Annotated in this window: 18 protein-coding genes and 1 tRNA gene; 8 read left to right on the top strand and 11 right to left on the bottom strand. The window is 55.3% G+C overall.

Annotated features, from left to right (window positions below; all coding sequences use genetic code 11):
• Positions 1-320 precede the first annotated feature (320 nt).
• Positions 321-575: a helix-turn-helix domain-containing protein gene (locus tag KBY68_RS11630; protein ID WP_255097340.1), complete on the top strand. Its 255-nt coding sequence runs from the start codon at positions 321-323 to the stop codon at positions 573-575.
• A gap of 228 nt (positions 576-803) precedes the next feature.
• On the opposite strand, the gene KBY68_RS11625 is transcribed toward KBY68_RS11630, so the two are convergent.
• From KBY68_RS11625 to pgaB, 5 genes are all read right to left on the bottom strand, one after another.
• The gene (locus KBY68_RS11625) at positions 804-2,099 is read right to left on the bottom strand and encodes a sensor histidine kinase (protein WP_255097339.1); all 1,296 of its coding nucleotides are present in this window, start codon (positions 2,097-2,099) and stop codon (positions 804-806) included.
• Positions 2,096-2,773 (bottom strand): response regulator transcription factor, encoded by a 678-nt coding sequence (locus KBY68_RS11620; RefSeq protein WP_255097338.1) that lies wholly within the window; start codon positions 2,771-2,773, stop codon positions 2,096-2,098. Before KBY68_RS11620 ends, KBY68_RS11625 begins: the two co-directional genes overlap by 4 nt.
• Positions 2,754-3,227, bottom strand: coding sequence for a hypothetical protein (locus KBY68_RS11615; RefSeq protein ID WP_255097337.1), 474 nt, complete (start codon positions 3,225-3,227; stop codon positions 2,754-2,756). Before KBY68_RS11615 ends, KBY68_RS11620 begins: the two co-directional genes overlap by 20 nt.
• Positions 3,228-3,288: 61 nt before the next feature.
• Entirely contained in the window at positions 3,289-4,542 is a 1,254-nt protein-coding gene (gene pgaC / locus KBY68_RS11610; protein WP_255097336.1) for a poly-beta-1,6-N-acetyl-D-glucosamine synthase, read from the bottom strand.
• The gene (gene pgaB / locus KBY68_RS11605; RefSeq protein WP_255097335.1) at positions 4,543-6,579 is read right to left on the bottom strand and encodes a poly-beta-1,6-N-acetyl-D-glucosamine N-deacetylase PgaB; all 2,037 of its coding nucleotides are present in this window, start codon (positions 6,577-6,579) and stop codon (positions 4,543-4,545) included. It abuts the gene before it with no gap.
• A gap of 507 nt (positions 6,580-7,086) precedes the next feature.
• On the opposite strand from pgaB, the gene KBY68_RS11600 reads away from it, so the two are divergent.
• On the top strand, positions 7,087-8,412 hold the full coding sequence (locus KBY68_RS11600; protein ID WP_255097334.1) for an Nramp family divalent metal transporter: 1,326 nt from the start codon (positions 7,087-7,089) through the stop codon (positions 8,410-8,412).
• A 53-nt stretch (positions 8,413-8,465) separates the two neighbouring features.
• Here the strand turns inward: KBY68_RS11600 and feoB are convergent, their stop codons facing one another.
• The 4 genes from feoB to KBY68_RS11580 all read right to left on the bottom strand — a co-directional run bounded on the left by feoB (position 8,466) and on the right by KBY68_RS11580 (position 11,299).
• Complete coding sequence (gene feoB / locus KBY68_RS11595) at positions 8,466-10,262, bottom strand: ferrous iron transport protein B (RefSeq protein ID WP_255097333.1); 1,797 nt, start codon at positions 10,260-10,262, stop codon at positions 8,466-8,468.
• Entirely contained in the window at positions 10,259-10,510 is a 252-nt protein-coding gene (locus KBY68_RS11590) for a FeoA family protein (RefSeq protein WP_255097332.1), read from the bottom strand. The genes feoB and KBY68_RS11590 overlap by 4 nt, the downstream gene beginning before the upstream one ends.
• A 178-nt stretch (positions 10,511-10,688) precedes the next feature.
• Positions 10,689-11,078, bottom strand: a complete 390-nt coding sequence (gene vapC, locus KBY68_RS11585) for a type II toxin-antitoxin system VapC family toxin (RefSeq protein WP_255097331.1) — start codon at positions 11,076-11,078, stop codon at positions 10,689-10,691.
• Positions 11,075-11,299, bottom strand: coding sequence for a type II toxin-antitoxin system VapB family antitoxin (locus KBY68_RS11580; RefSeq protein ID WP_255097330.1), 225 nt, complete (start codon positions 11,297-11,299; stop codon positions 11,075-11,077). Before KBY68_RS11580 ends, vapC begins: the two co-directional genes overlap by 4 nt.
• A gap of 206 nt (positions 11,300-11,505) precedes the next feature.
• On the opposite strand from KBY68_RS11580, the gene KBY68_RS11575 reads away from it, so the two are divergent.
• On the top strand, positions 11,506-12,159 hold the full coding sequence (locus KBY68_RS11575) for a TMEM165/GDT1 family protein (RefSeq protein ID WP_255097328.1): 654 nt from the start codon (positions 11,506-11,508) through the stop codon (positions 12,157-12,159).
• A 339-nt stretch (positions 12,160-12,498) separates the two neighbouring features.
• Positions 12,499-12,642 (top strand): helix-turn-helix domain-containing protein, encoded by a 144-nt coding sequence (locus tag KBY68_RS12380; RefSeq protein WP_390634993.1) that lies wholly within the window; start codon positions 12,499-12,501, stop codon positions 12,640-12,642.
• Here KBY68_RS12380 and KBY68_RS11570 read toward each other — a convergent pair.
• Positions 12,621-13,166, bottom strand: a complete 546-nt coding sequence (locus KBY68_RS11570) for a thermonuclease family protein (protein WP_255097327.1) — start codon at positions 13,164-13,166, stop codon at positions 12,621-12,623. The genes KBY68_RS12380 and KBY68_RS11570 overlap by 22 nt on opposite strands.
• 80 nt (positions 13,167-13,246) lie before the next feature.
• Here KBY68_RS11570 and KBY68_RS11565 point away from each other — a divergent pair, with 80 nt between their 5' ends.
• From KBY68_RS11565 to KBY68_RS11555, 3 genes are all read left to right on the top strand, one after another.
• Positions 13,247-13,900, top strand: a complete 654-nt coding sequence (locus KBY68_RS11565) for a hypothetical protein (protein ID WP_255097326.1) — start codon at positions 13,247-13,249, stop codon at positions 13,898-13,900.
• A gap of 245 nt (positions 13,901-14,145) precedes the next feature.
• Positions 14,146-14,379: a DUF4160 domain-containing protein gene (locus tag KBY68_RS11560; protein ID WP_255097325.1), complete on the top strand. Its 234-nt coding sequence runs from the start codon at positions 14,146-14,148 to the stop codon at positions 14,377-14,379.
• Complete coding sequence (locus KBY68_RS11555; RefSeq protein ID WP_106501073.1) at positions 14,372-14,638, top strand: DUF2442 domain-containing protein; 267 nt, start codon at positions 14,372-14,374, stop codon at positions 14,636-14,638. The genes KBY68_RS11560 and KBY68_RS11555 overlap by 8 nt, the downstream gene beginning before the upstream one ends.
• A gap of 379 nt (positions 14,639-15,017) precedes the next feature.
• Here KBY68_RS11555 and KBY68_RS11550 read toward each other — a convergent pair whose 3' ends face one another.
• Positions 15,018-15,233: a hypothetical protein gene (locus KBY68_RS11550; protein ID WP_255097324.1), complete on the bottom strand. Its 216-nt coding sequence runs from the start codon at positions 15,231-15,233 to the stop codon at positions 15,018-15,020.
• Positions 15,234-15,618: 385 nt separating this feature from the next.
• On the opposite strand from KBY68_RS11550, the gene KBY68_RS11545 reads away from it, so the two are divergent.
• A tRNA-Pro gene (locus KBY68_RS11545) sits at positions 15,619-15,692 on the top strand.
• Positions 15,693-15,695 lie beyond the last annotated feature (3 nt).

Raw genomic sequence — 15,695 nt, 5'->3', positions numbered from 1 at the left:
TAGGGCTTTAAATCCTCTTTTTGGCGGGGCTAGCTGTTGCCCTCAAAGGCCCATTTGCCACCATTTACCTGCATCAACGGCTTTTTAAGCAATAACTGCCGGAGCTAAACCAACCAAGCGGGCATGAATTACCAGTTTTTTGGATTGCTTCCCGTTCATTACTTAGGTTGCTGAGGCAGTAGTTACCGGAGCTAAAGAAACCAAGCGGACAGCTGCTACTACTTTTTTCTATTGCCCCGCGGGTATTACCGCTACCCCCTCTGCCAGAAAAGTTGTCACCCCTGTTAATTGAATTCTTGGGGGCTTAATGGAGCAACTTAATGACTGCTTACAGCCTTGCTGTTCAAGCTGATGTACGTAAAAGGATGAGCCCGCCAAATAGGCAGGATGTTCCTCAAATTTCTAGGGAATTAGGTATTCATCGTTCAACGCTTTATCAATGGCGTAGTAACTGGCGATTGCAGGGAGAGGTGGTGAGTGCATCAGAAAAGCAACTAGAGGGTTGGAATGCTGCAGATAAATTCACGGTGGTAGTAGAAACACCAGGGTTTAATGCCACTGAGCTCAGTAGCTAATGCCGTAAACGGGATTTCTTCCTTGAACAGGTAGGCCGCTGGCGCCAACCTGATTTGGTATGTATTAATTAATCATTAGATGCGCTAGAGAGAAGCCTCCAAAAGGTGTCATTTCTCCTGGCAGTAACAGCGGGGAGGCGATCGGATCGAGATCGTTGTTGGGCCCGGTGGCCAATGACCTGTCGAGCTTAAAAAACTATTTGGCACTGCCAAAAAAACCAAACCCAGCTATGCCGCCTGGTAAGCGGGAAGTTCCACCAGGAAACAGCTGCCCTCCCCCAGTTTGCTGATAACACGGATGCTGCCGCCGTGGGCCATGCAAATGCGAGAGGCAATTGCTAAACCCAGGCCGGTGCCGTCGTCGCCCCGGTCTGGTCTGGCCCGCCAGAATCGATCAAATACCCGCGGCAACTGATCAGCTGTTAAACCCACGCCACTGTCTCGAACTGCCACTGTGATCCAGCAGCCGCGGCGCTGAGCGGTAACATTGATGAGCCCTTGGTTTGGGGTGTAGCGCTGGGCGTTATCGATCAGGTTACGAAATAAACGTTGCAGCAAGATCGACTGGCCTAGAACGAGTAGCTCACACCCCAACTCGGAGCTGAGCCGTTGCTGGCGCAAGGAAAAGCCATCACGACTCAAATCCAATTGCAGCTCAATCAGGTTGGATAGATCAACCTGCTCAGCATGTTCAATCCGCTGCTCATCCTGGCGGGCAAGCAATAACAAATCATCAACCAACTGTTCCATCTGAGCAGTGGCCCGGCCAATTGCTATAAAACGTCGCCGTTGGGGGGTCAAATCTGGATCGCTTTCCAATAGGCCCATCTCCACATTGGCGCCTAAGGCAGCCAACGGTCCCCGTAATTCGTGGGAGGCATCCAAGCTGAATTGACGAAGCCGGGAAAGGCTGCCTTGCAATGGTTCCACAGCACGCTGAGTAAGCAACCTTGCCATCAGCGCCGAAAGCAACATGGCGGCCCCAACAGAAGCAGCGAGCGCAAGGTCTAAATGGGTGAGTTGATTCTCCGAGTTCTCTAAGCCTTCACTTACCCGTAACCAAACAGTGCCTGGGGCATGGCCCTCAACCATGGCTGAATCCACGGGACGCACCAGGGCAATCCAGTCGGGACCCTGCTGCCAGAGAAGTCGTTTACCTGGCGCCAAAACTGGCAAAGGACCAATGGTGCGTACTTCCCCGAGACGAGCCACCGGGGCCGCTACACCCTTAACAAACCATTCCACCTGCTGGTGGGCCGTGGCGAAATCCTTGCGGCTCTCCTGTAAATCCCGTTCACTACCTGCAGCTGGCAGGGGCAGGCTTGCCAAGTCTTCACTTACAACACTGAGGGCACTGCGGATGGTGCCTAATTGACTTTGCTGAAACACCCCCCGCAACACCAACGCAAATAACAACAGCACCCCGGCCAGACTGGCCAGATACAACAGCCATAACTCCAGCTGTTGGCGTTGCAACAACTTGGCGGGACGACCCACCGAGGGGCTTTGACGAAGACGGTTCAACGCACCGGCCCCAAGCGATAGCCCTGGCCATGGAGAGTTTCAATTGGGTCAGGCACCCCCGCCAGCCGCAACTTGCGCCGCAAATTATTCAAATGGGTTTTAACGGTTTCTTCTCCAGCCTCCGCCTCCAAGGGCCAGAGCTGATCAAGTAACCGGGCCCGGCTGAATAGCTGGCCTGGGTGCCGGAGGAACCACTCCAGTAGCTGAAATTCCTTACTGGTGAGCCCCAACGGTTGCTGCCCCCAGCAGGCCAAACCTGCCTCGGCATCAAGCACCAGTTCACCCCATTGGGGGCAATCACCGCGATAGGGCTGGAGGGAGCGCCGTTCAAGGGAACGGATCCGAGCGGACAGTTCCAGCATGCGAAAGGGCTTGACCAGATAGTCGTCAGCTCCGGCCCGCAGGCCAGTGACCACATCCTCCAGGGCGTCTCGGGCGGTGAGCATCAAAACCAACAGCGGCAATTGCCTACGGCGCACTTCCCGCACAATTTCTGCTCCATCCAAACCAGGCAGCATCCAATCGAGCAAAGCAAGCTCAAAGCCCCCAGATAGAAGAGCCTCGAGGGCTAAGGCTCCATCGCTAAACCAAGAGACCACATGGTTTTCTCGCTGTAGATAATCCAACAGCGGTTCTGCCAGCAAATTGTCGTCCTCAGCCAATAGAATGCGCATGGCGGTCGCGAAGGGGAGCCAGCTGGGGCTGTTGCAAATAAACCAGATCGACGATACGGCCAACATCATTGTGATGGAGCGTACAAATCGAGGCATGCTGGCCGCGAAATAGCAGCACCTCAGCCAGGCCGAAGTGTTCGGCCAGTTGGCGACGGCTGCGATCGTCGGCCACAAAGCAAGGGCTCCCCCCAGGGCGAAATAGCTGTGCCTGGGGAAGAGGCACAGCTGCAATAGCTGCCGTTGCCAGGGAGCCGCGGCAGCAGCCCAACCCCTGGCCGCTACGACAAAGCAAAACCAACCCCAACAAGGGCGCCAGGGCAGGAACCGCGGCGGCACCCAACAAGGTCTTGGCGCCAAGGCCCCAGAGGGAAAGGGTGGCCAGCTCCGCTGGCAACTGGTGGCCCCAGCTGCGGCTCTTGCGCAAATCCAACAGGGGGGCGGACCGAAGGGTCACGGAAAAAGCCAGGAATATTTGTAGCAATGGTGGCGGCGGATCGACCAGAAATCGGCAAGGGTCAGGGTTTAGCTGTACCGATGCCAAAGCCCCGATCAGGGCTAACCCACCGGGCCCGTAGGCCCCGCCTCCGCCCCAGCACGATGGGCAAGGCCACCACCGACGTGGCCATGGTGAGCATCCAGAAGGCGATGGGATACCAGATCATCCAATAGAAGTTGCGGCCCAGCCCCCGGTCATAGGGGCGATCTAGCCAGAGGCTGAAGCCAAATTGCACTAGGCAGGTGGCCCCCAACCAAAGGCCACTGGAGCTGGGTAGCAGCGGCATAGCCAGGGGCTGCGCCCCACCAAGCAAGCCCAAATGCTCCCCCAGCCAGGCCAAAAGCATCAGGGCCATGGCCTGGGCCCAGACCAGGCTCAACCATGGCTCCACCAGCAACGGCAACAGCCGCCATTGGCGGGGATGCAGCAACAAATTGGCATTGGCCAGCAGCACCTGAATGCCCCCCTCCGCCCAGCGCAGGCGCTGCTTCCACAACCCCCTAAGGGTTTCAGGCATCAGAATCCACACCAACGCCTGGGGTTCGTAGGCGACCCGCCAGCCTGCCCGCTGCAGGGCCCAGGTTATGGCGATGTCTTCTGTGAGCATGTCTACGCTCCAGTAGCCAACTTCATGCAACGCCGAGCGGCGAAAGGCGGTGATCACCCCAGAGACTGTGAATAGGCCGCCAAGCATCGACTGGGCCCGCTTGATCAAGCCAACAATCGAAGAAAATTCGCCCACCTGAATGCGGCCCAGCAGGGTGGTGCGGTTTCGGATGCGGGGATTACCGGTTACTGCACCCAGGCCAGGGTCTGCCTGAAAACGCCGCACCAGCCAGGCCACCGCCTGGGCATCCAGCAGGGCATCGCCATCGATACATACCAACAATTCATGGCGGGCTAGCAGGGCCCCTGCCTGGAGAGCCATAGCCTTGCCCTGGTTCTGGGCCAAGTGCACCACCCGCACCCTGGGTTCGCAGGCGGCCCATTCCTCCAGCAAACGGCCGGTGTCGTCACTGCTGCCGTCATTGATGGCGATCAGCTCAAACTGGGGCCAGTCGCTGGCCAAGGCGTAGCGGATCGTGTCGGCCAGGTTGGCTGCTTCGTTGAAACAGGGGATCAGAATGCTCACCGGAGCCTGGATCCCTGGGGGGGGGCAGGAACGCCCCCGATCCGGCCATTCCCGCAGCAGCAAAAAACCCAAGGCGAGCAGCATCCACACCAAAGCCATTACCAGCGGATATCCAACCAAAAACCCGCCGATCCCCTCCATTTATGGGCTTGGGGCACTGGAGTGGGCCGCCAGCACCGGCCGCAGCACCGCCGGATCTGGGGTGCCGCGATGCAGGTTGTCGGGGTAATAGCCCACATGCTTTACCCCAAGGGCATAGAGCTCAGTAATCTGCTGGGCCAATTCCTCAGTGGGTAGATCCCGCTTGGTGTGCCAATCGATACTCTGCAGCTCAAAGAGCACCTTCTGTAAACCCTGGGGTTTGTCCTTTACCTGGGCCACCATGCGCTGCAGAAATGCTTTGTGATCGGCGGCCTTTTCCATGTAAGGCATAGCCATCACCGCCGTGAAGTCGTAGTCCTTGAGTGAATCATCAATAGATTGGCTATACCAAACCTCGGCCTTAGGATTCAGCACCACCTGGGCGTAGATATTTCGGGCCGTGCGCAGCTGCGATTGGTTTTGGCGCACGGTGGCTGCCAGCTCCAGGGTGAGGGCATCCAGGGCCTTGATCTTTTTTATCACCCAACGGCCCTGAAGCGGATCACTGGCACGAATCTTGGCCAGATCCGAGGGCAAACCCCAACGGCGGTACTGGCGCAGGCCCCAGGGGCTGGCGTCCTCGTAATCCGAAAGTGTTACGTCGTCGTGAAATAACAGCCCATCGAAGGTGGCGTAGCGAGACAAGTCTTCGTAGATGTCTCGCACCGTGGCCATCGCCTCGGGGGCAAAGGGACTCAGCCTGGGGTAGCCCATATTGAGATGTCCATTGCTGGGCTTCTCCGTAACCACCTTTTGCTGGGCGGCGGGATGACCCTTGGGCAACTCAAAGGCCAGCACCGGCATCCAGGCATAGAGCCGCCGCACCGGCGTGCGGGTGCGGATTTCCCAAGCCACGTGGTTAAACAAATCTGCCTTCACAGGCAAGTGGCGGTTTGGGAAATAAAGGGCATCAGCGGCACCATTGCCATCCGGATCGGCATAAGCCTGCAGGTAAATAGTATTCACTCCCATTTCACGGATACGCCGCAGGAGCAACTGCAGGTTGCGTTCGATCTGGGCCGGGTTGGGGTCGTAGATGTTGTCTAGATCCACATGCATCACCTTCGCCGCCCGGGTGTTGTCGCCGGCATCGCGGTCCCGCAGGGACAGCTCAGTTTCCAGCCCTTTCACCCCAGCCATTTCCCGGGTAATCAACAGCCGAGGTAATGCTTTTAATGGAGAGTTGCTGAAAATCTCGCCGTCATCGAGCGTTATGCCCACGGGCATGCCTAGCTCCTCCGCAACCTTCATGGCAGTGTTGTTGTAACGGCCATAGGGCCAAACCACCGCCCGGGGCCTTTGGCCCAACTGATTGGTTAGCAGCTTGTTGTTGAGTTGCAGATCAACCTGTAGCCGCTTGCGGTAGGCATTCTCAGTTTCATAGCCCGTACCGGGGCTGTAGAGGCGACTGGTGACCGCGGGCTCGGAATTCTTCTGGGGATTGGCAGTTATGCCTTTGTGGAGGTCGTAGGTGTGGCTGGCCACTTCCACTAGGCCACTGCCAACCATTTCCCGCAGTTGGGACCAACTGAGCAAATGCTCCCGCGGTAACTGCTGGTCACCAAAGGCCACCAGGCCAGCCTCAGGTTCCAACCAACTACCCACTAGGGCGACTAAGGCTGGAGCATGATACTGCTTTAGCACCGGGAAGGCATTGATGTAGGTACTTCTGTAGCCATCGTCAAAGCTGAGCAGCAGCGGCTTGGACGGCAGTGGCAGTTTGCCAGCCTTGGCCTGCAATACCTGCTCAAGGCTCACGAAGTGGTAACCGTGGGCATGCAGCCAGCTCATCTGCTCAGAAAATTGTTGCGGAGTGACTGAATAGTCAGGAATCACAGCCTGGGCTGGCGGTTCGATTTCGTGGTAGCCGAGCACTATCAAACCCTGCAAGCTCGGCCCTGGCTTGCTGTCGACCGGCTCCAGCAGAGCAGGCAACAGCAAAGCAACGCTGATTAGCAGCCCTAACAAAAGAGCTAGCAGCCACTTGCGCAGGGAGTGATTCAGGGGAGTAGGGATATAACTACGGCCAGCCTGCATCTTTCGAGATAAGAAATCGAGAAGTGTGAGCCTCCCCCGTTTTCAAGGACAGTGTTTAAAGAATTGTTTTTACACTGACCCCATGCAAACCGGTTAAAGCAAGACGAAGAAAATGCTGCAGATATTGAGGTGATATTTAAAACCTATCGCAGCCGCTATCTCTCTTTGGATTTTTTGTCTACGCGACAGTGAACCTGCTAGCCATGATGCCGTTACTGCGAGGAGGCAGCTGGATCGACTTCGGCTAGCTGATTTTTCGCGAAGTTATTATTAATTTTCCTGCCGGACTGGTGGCTCCAGCTGTAATCAGCGCCAGTTCACCGGCAAAGATTGCGCTTATTGCAGCTGGCAGATCAAGGGGGGTTTGGATTCGGGAATCAAGCCCCTGAATACCCGCTTCGATCTCAGTGGCTACAAAGTTTCCCGCAACTTCTGAAATAGGGCGGGGCAAATCCAATCTATCCTAACAAGTTTTACCTTACTCTCCAGTTTCTCTGGCATCGCTTCATGACTGAAGCACCGATCGGCTCCGCCGATCGCATCGACGCTCAGGTAGTGGAGGTGCCTGCTGGCATGGGCATGCTGCGCACCTTCCTGCGGGTGCTCGGTCCGGGCTATCTGGTGGCCGTGGGCTACATGGATCCAGGCAACTGGGCTACCGACCTGGCGGCCGGCTCACAGTTCGGCTACCGCCTGCTGTGGGTGATCGGGCTCTCCAGTCTGATGGCGATGGTGCTCCAGTCGCTCTGCTGCCGGCTGGGCATCGCCACAAGGCTGGATCTGGCCCAGGCCTGCAGCCAGCTGCTGCCTCGCTTCTGGCGGATCCCGTTGTGGCTGCTGGCAGAGGTGGGCATCATTTCCTGCGACCTGGCCGAGTTGGTGGGCAGCGCCATTGCCCTGCAGCTGCTGTTCGGGCTGCCCCTGCTCTGGGGGGTAGGCCTCACGGCTGCCGACACTTTGCTGCTGTTGGCGCTGCAGCATTTCGGGATCCGCCGGCTGGAGGCCCTGGTGATCGCGCTGGTGGCCCTGGTGGGCGGCTGCTTCGCGGTTGAAATGCTGCTGCTTCAACCGAGTTGGAGCCAGGTGGGCCAAGGCTTCATCCCCCAGGCCGCCAGCCTCAGGGACGGGCGGCAGCTGTTTCTAGCCGCCGGTATTCTCGGGGCCACGGTGATGCCCCACAACCTCTACCTGCATTCCTCTCTGGTGCAATCCCGCCGCTGGATTGGCGGCCAGGGGACTCAGCGCAGGGCCCTGGCTTTCAGCACCTGGGACACGCTGGTTGCCCTCAGCCTGGCCTTTCTGATTAATGTTTCGATCCTGGTGCTGGCCGCCGGTAGTTTCTACGGACGGCTGCCGCAACCGGTGACGGACCTCAGTGAGGCCTACCGGCTGCTGACTCCGATGCTGGGCACCTCCCTGGCCAGCGTGCTGTTCGGCGTGGCCCTGCTGGCGGCTGGCCAGAGCTCCACGCTCACGGCCACCATGGCCGGCCAGGTGGTGATGGAGGGTTTCCTAAATCTGCGGCTACCCGATTGGAAACGGCGGCTGCTCACCCGGGGGCTCGCCCTAATCCCCGCCCTGGCCACGGTGCTGCTGCTCGGCGAACAGGCCACAAACCAACTGCTGGTGCTGAGCCAGGTGGTGCTGTCGCTGCAATTGCCCTTTGCGGTGATTCCACTGGTGTGGTTTTGCGGCCGGCGGGGTTTGATGGGGGAACTGCAGGCCCCCCGTTGGCTGCTGGGCTTGGCCTGGGCTTGTGCTGCTCTAATCGTGCTGATAAATGGCTCGCTGCTCCTGGCCCTGGCGCGGCTGGCTTTTTCATTCGGGAGTTGATTTTGTGGCTACGAATTGGGCATGTAGCTGAACGTTGCCGCCTAACTCCTTCTTCAGTGCACCCCAATCAGCCGACTGCCCTGAAAGAAAATAAAGGCCACCAACCAGGCTAAGAGAAACGACCAAAACACCGACAGCAGAGTGACTCCCCAGCTCTTTGACTCGTTGCGGATCACCGCCACGGTGGAAAGGCAGGGGGTGTAAAGCAAGATGAACAGCATGAAGCTGTAGGCCTGGGTCCAGGAGATATCTCGGGCCATGGCATGACCCAACTGAATCGTATCTGCCTGGTTGTAGATCACCGCCAGGCCCCCTAGCACGATTTCCTTGGCAATAAAACCAAACACCAGGGCAACGGTGAGCTTGGGGTTGATGCCGATCGGCTGTAGCAAGGGCTGCAGGGCAGAACCGAGTAATCCGGATAGGGATTGCTCTGAGGCGGGAGCCACGCCAAAGGGCAGGTTATTGAGTAACCAAACTGCCACCACCCCGAAAATGATGAACTTGCGGCTCCAAAACCAGAAATGCCGCACCTCTCCCCAGGAACGCCCCAGCATCTGCTTGAGGGTGGGGAAGCGATAGGGGGGCAACTCCAAAACCAATGGTTCCCGCGAAGGGAACTGTCCTTTAAAGATTAGGGCGGTGAGGATTGCCGCCAGAAAACTAATTAAGTAAAGGCTGAATAACACCGCCGCCCCCTGTTTTGGGGCAAACAAGGCAGCGGTCATGAACAGGAATACATTCAGTCGAGCTGAACAAAGGGAGAAGGGAATCACCAACATGGTGAGAATCCTTAAACCCTTAGAGCGCATCACTCGGGTGCCAAGGATCGCCGGCACATTGCAGCCGAATCCCATCAAAGAGAGCACAAAGGAGCGGCCATCCAGGCCCAGCCGTTCCATCAGCGCATCCATCAGGAAGGCCGCCCGGGAGAGATAACCGCTGTCTTCCACCACAGCCATGGCCAGGAAAAACAGAAAGATCACCGGCAGGAAAGCCGCCACCGTGCCGATGCCCTGGTAAAGGCCCTCCAGCAAAAAGCCCCTCACAAAGGCCGGGGCCCAGGCCAGCAGCGGGGTCAACACTGCACTGCCAAAGCCACCTAAAAGCTGGCCAAGCAACCCCTGCAGCGGAACCCCCAAGGCATAGATGGCCTGAAACATCAGGAACATCACCAGGAAGAAAAGCGGTAGCCCCAATAACGGATGCAGTAGGAGCTGATCCAGCCGACGGGTGCGCTGATCACGCAGGCGCTCGGGGAGCTGCACGCATTGGTTTAAGAGCTCAGCCAGGCGGCCTTCCAATTCCGCTTCCCCTGCCCCCAGCCGCTCTTCCAACCCTTCAACGCGCCGCGGCGGGCCCGCTTTGGCCAAGACAGCGGCCAGCTCTAACTCCACGTTTTTAAAGCAAGAGTTGTATTTAGCACTGATCAAAAGCACCGGCATGGCGAGCTGATGACTGAGCATTACGGTGTTAATGCGAACGCCGAAACGTTCCGCCTCATCGGCCATGTTCAACAGCAGCAGGGCTGGTAAACCCAGCTGCTGCACCTGCAATGCAAGGCGCAACTGACGATCAATTTGACTGGCATTAAGGATCAATACCAACAGATCCAGCGGGGTGTTCTCCAAGAAGCGCCGCACGATTACTTCGTCTTCCGACAGCCCGTGCAGGTCGTAGATGCCGGGCAGGTCAACCAAGCCCACGGTTTGGCCCTGGAGCTGAACATTGCCCTGATGCAATTCAACTGTGAGGCCGGGCCAATTACCAATCGGCGAATGGCTGCCGGTGAGGCCGTTAAAGAAGGTGGATTTGCCGGAATTAGGCATACCCACTAGGGCCATGGTCATGCCACTCCTGGTGTAATTCGAATGTGGGTGGCATCCACCCGCCGCAGCATCAATTCAGTCATGCCCACCCGCACATGCAGGGGACCAGCCAGCCAGGCCCTTCTCAACAGGTGAATTCGTTGACCCCTACCAAAACCCAACGCCTTAAGCCTCCGTATCAAACCGAGGTCTCCCCGCAACGACTCAATGACGGCCGACTCGCCAGCTCGCAGCTCAGAAAGGGGGGAGGCATGGGACTGCTGCGGCAACGATTCTTCTCGCAAGCGACTCTTGTTGCAAACGACTCTCAATATCGTATCAGGGTTTCACCCACTATCCGCTCAGCAAGGGAGTGGCACTAAAACCAGCCATGAAATAACCCAGCTCCCCAAGCCTCCAAGGATTGAATTAACAGGGGCGACAACTTTCTTGGCAGAGGGGGGATCCCTACGCTGCCTCCAACCCCAGGTGTTGCACGTAGGGAAGGAAATCACGATCGCTGAACAGCAGAGGCAGATGGGCCTCAATGCAGGCAGTGGCAATGATCCCGTCGATCGTTTTGCGCACTGTGATCCCCTTACTGCGCAATGTGCGGTAGTTCTCAGCCGCCTTCCAGGCATTGTGAACTCCCAGCATCGGCAGCAGTGCTAGCGAGCGGAACAAACGGCGGGCGGTGGCTACGTCGCGCTCGTGGCGAAAGCCCTGAACCACTTCCACCAGGATCAAATCACCCACCACCAGAGGCGTCAGCCCCAGGAGCCGATCGAGCCGTTCCACTTCAGGGGTGTTTACACCATTGAAAAAGTCGATCCACACCGAGGAATCAACAACGATCACGCCAGATCTCCAGCTCCTGATGGGGTTGAGCCATCCAGCCTTTGGTTCTCGAGGCTGCCTTCCCAGCGCAGCTTGCCGCGGACGTTGCGGAACTCGGCTTGTTGGCTGAGCTGCACCAGGGCGCGCAGGCCCATCTCAACGGTCTCCCGTTTGCTGCGGGCACCAGCGGCCTGCATGGCCTGCTGCATCAAGGCGTCGTCGATGACGATGTTGGTGCGCATGGCCTCAGACCGAAGGATGTGTATGTCTTAGGTGAAGCCTACACAATTAGCTACTGGTTCGCGCTGAATCAGAGTACCCCCGATGGTTTTAGGAGCTGAGCAGCAGCCGCGCATCTAGGTTCAGGGCCTGTAGAGCTCCGCATCAGCGAAAGCTGCCAGTGTTTTTGCGTACTGCTTGTGGAGCTGCCCACCAACATCCCCACCCCATGACCGTTCCACAACCTTCCGATCCAAGTTTGGCGGCATTTGGGGCCAGCCTCACAGCCATCACCCTTGCCGAACTGGGTGATAAAACCTTCTTCATGGCGCTGATCCTCGCGGCCCGCCACCGCGCCCGGGACGTGTTTATCGGATCCTTCGCGGCGCTTGCCGCCGTCACCCTGATTTCTCTTGGATTGGGTTACGGCCTGCGTGAGTTGCTGCCTCAACAAGTGATGTCTTGGCTAGCAGCGGCGCTCTTTATGGGCTTTGGTTTCAAGCTGTTAATAGATGCAAGGGGTATGGGGGCGGGGGAGGCAAAAGATGAGGAAAAGGAAGCAGAAAAGGTTGTCAACGCAGCCGAGAACCGTGGCCCCATCAGCAGCACATCGGCTGTGATTTGGGAAGCTTTTGCTTTGGTGTTCATCGCGGAGCTGGGCGATCGCACCCAGTTCGTCACAATCTTCCTGGCAACAGCACCAGTCTTCACCTTCGCTGGTCTGCTGGCCGGCACTCTCGCCGGCCATGCTTTGGTCACTTGGTTGGCGGTGAGTGCCGGCAAATGGATCGGCGGGCGCATAAGCGAGCAGTTGCTCTATCGCCTCAGCGGCGGCCTGTTCATCGCTTTTGGGTTTTTCTCACTCCACCAAGCCCTCGCTTAATTGTTATTGCCATGCCTCCGGTACGCCCTTACCAACCCTCTCTTTTCCGGCTTTTGCACGGCACCATGATTCTGCTTGTGCCGCTGGCCGCTTGGGTTGGTCGATGCCGGGTAATTGGATCAACATCCATGGAACCCTTGGTGTAATTCTTTGGCCACTAGCTTTGCTCTCTGGCCTTTATTCCCTCAGCATCGGTCTGGCCCGCCTGAACCCCCCTCTGCCAGCAAAGTTGTCACTCCTGTTAATTGAATCCTTGGGGGCTTAATGGAGCAACTTAATGACTGCTTACAGCTGGGATGTTCATGTTGAAGTGCTGTTTAAGCTGATGTAGGTAAAAGAATGAGCCCGCCAAATCGGCAGGATGTTCCTCAAATTTCTAAGGAATTAGGTATTCATAGTTCAACGCTTTATCAATGGCGTAGTAACTGGCAGATGCAGGGAGAGGTGGTGCTATTTCTTAATTACCCACATAAGAAGTCATGAACTCCAACACCATGCAATGAATTTGAACCACTGCCAGCTTCCCTAACCCTTCTGTAATCCCAGGGCCGTTGAATACCACCAGGCACATGCCATATGCCAAGGCTTTTTAAACGTGCTTCATTTTCTAGGCGTGAATAGGTTTCACGATCACAACCTTCTATGTATTGCCAATAAACATAGGCAGCACCTGCTGCCACCAATTCTTGATTGATATTGATAGTTCCTTTTAATACCTCAGCCACTGTGCGCCCGTAGCGATCAGTGGCCTTAGTGCGCAGTGAAATCTCAGTGCCGATTGGTAATTGCTCTTGCAATGCCTGGCGAGCATCAATGCCCAGCACCTGGCTGGTTTCTGGTGCGTCAATACAAGCCAAACGCACGGTGGTTTTACTTGTGCCGCTGGGAGTAGAAACGCGAATGGTGTCGCCATCACCAATGGAAAGCACCCTGAATTCAGCTGCAGCAACAGGTGTTAAACAGCTGAGTGCGAAAGCAGTTGCAGCTCGCCAAAAAAACAGGTGCAAGATTTAGCCATATTCTTCTATCTTGCCGCAGCTTTGCTTGTAGCAAACTAGTAGGGGCCCCTCGCCTTTCCCTAAAAGCCATGGCTAGCAATGTTCAGGTGGAAGGCTGCATTACTAAAGAACGTGGCGCCTTACTGTTTTGTTCACCAAAGGAGAAGCAACCAAAACCTGGTGCCAAGGTTCAAATCATTGATGTATTTGCTTTGCAGGTTGTAACTGGTTATATCCGTGATCCCCATGGCAGGTTGTTACTACAGGCGCAAGCATCAGTAGCAGCTGGCCGTAACTGGTCGATTGCTAAAGCAGCGCAACTTATCCGTAATGATGTGCGCCCTAACCGTTGGGTTGCTTTGCAGGAAGATAAATATGCCTGGGGTTTATTTTGGGCTGGTGGTGGGTTGCAGCATTGCCGTGAATTATTAGCAAAAGAAGCAACAGCAAGCGAGAATCAATCTGCCTTGGTGCCGGCTAACCCAGAAGCATTGCTTAGGTTAATTCTTGATCTACATGCAGATGCAAATGTGTCTGAATTGGATTCTGGGGCTATGCCAGCACCACTTAGGGCTGCAGGCAATCCATTAGCTAGTCAGTGGAAATTAGTGATTTATAGCTCAATTGCTTGGTTTAGTATTTTACTGATAACAATTAGTGCTTTTGTTGTTGCATTAGAGAAGCAGGATCGTAAATTAGAATTATTGCTTGAGCGCACTACGCCTAGTTTAAAGCAGAAATAGTTATTGAATCTTCCAGGGGTAATCCTCTAATATCAGTGCATTTGCTCTTTGAGATAGTTTAAACTTCCGCGCAATATCCTGAAGGGAAGGAGGAATTCTTTCAAGCACTAACCAAAATAAAATTATCTTTGGCCTCTATATGTGCCAAGAAGATGGTTCTATTTAATTACGTAAACTTTTTAATTAGTGTTAACTTTGCAGGAAGGTCTGGGCCGGTATCGTTGACATAATGGTAGCTACTTCGCATGCCAACAATCCTCAGGAGCGGTCCTTACAGGGTCTACTTCTACAGTCACGAGCCAAATGAGCCAACCCATGTTCATGTTGATAGAGATAAGGCGTCACGCAAAGTCTGGCTTGTCCCTGTTGCACTATCTTTTAGCCTTGGTTTTAGCGCCAGAGAGCTGCGTGAAATTGAACGTTTGATCAGCTTGAACAGAGCTATCCTAATAGAGGCATGGGAAGAATTTCATGGCTAACCCTGGTGAGCAGGTCACTGACGTCGCGTTGACAGAGGACAGGCTGATCGTCGACTTGGCTGACGGTCGATCCATTTCGGTGCCGTTGGCATGGTTCCCAAGACTTCTGCTTGCAACTTCCCAGGAGCGTGAAAACTGGGAGATTGCTGGGGCCGGCTTTGGAATCCACTGGCCAGATGTTGATGAAGATTTAAGTGTGGAAGGCCTGCTTCGTGGTGCGCCAGCGCCTCAGGCAAAGGCAAAGGCACTGGTCAGCTAAAACCACCATGCACCTAAGCTCCACCGTAAGGTCATCCTCCTTGCAGGGAACACATTTAGGCCAGTGAATCGCTGGCGTTATAGGAATTTAATGTCCTTAAGTTCAATGGAGATTGGTGCTAACTTTGTACGAAAAAGTTTGGTGATTCTTTGTTCTGAATTTATTTGAGTATTGATATCTTGAATTTAGTCCTAAATTAATAAAATTACTAATTACTTAGACGTTTAGCCATGTTTTGTTGTTTGTGTTCTTTTTGATCAGCAAGCCTTCTTGCCGCTAGCACTAGTTCTGGACTGCTACGGCAATGACGTAATGCCCGGGCAAGCTGGGGTTCCTTTTCAGCATCCTCTACTAAACGCTCCAGCTCAAACCAGCCTTTTTACCGCAATCCGCGCCGATTAATTGGTCCACCAAGATTTACACCCGACTCAACTGCAGCAATACCAGGTGCGCCAACTGGATTTCCCATCACCCCATAACCAGGAGCACCAGCACGTCTTAATTGCGCATCCGCAGAAAGGGGCGCAAGAAATAAAGCAGCACAGCCGCATAATATTGCAAAAGTTTTCAATTGGATATCAATCAGCATCAACATATCCTAATCGATTTATTTGATAATCGAACAGATGCCTCATGTTATTTGCTTTTAACGCAATAATTATTAGAACTGTAATAACCAAGTGGGCAAGAGCCTTATTTTTATTAATGACCTAACCGGTTGTACAGCAAACCCAGTAGCACTACTGCTAGGTAATTGCGAACACACACCCAGCCGCCAAACCCTTGACTTGCCCTCGCAAGGTCTTTTCCCAATCTTCTAGGCGGAGAACCGCAAGCATGTTCCGCGCCCAAAACCCACCGGATTCGTATCTACAGGACAAGACAAAGGGCAACCTGAGCCAGTCACCCAACAGCTAGCAAACCCATTGGCGCAACAAGAGTCCTTTCACTGCCTGCACTCCGGTACTATTACAGAGGAGCGGGGCGTGGCGCAGCTTGGTAGCGCGGGTGCTTTGGGAGCACTAGGTCGCTGGTTCGAATCCTGTCGCCCCGATTG

The organism is Synechococcus lacustris Maggiore-St4-Slac (assembly GCF_024345595.1).
Lineage (GTDB): Bacteria > Cyanobacteriota > Cyanobacteriia > PCC-6307 > Cyanobiaceae > Synechococcus_D > Synechococcus_D lacustris.
The sequence above is the reverse complement of the archived record's forward strand: the minus strand, read 5'-3'. Positions and strand labels throughout refer to the sequence as shown.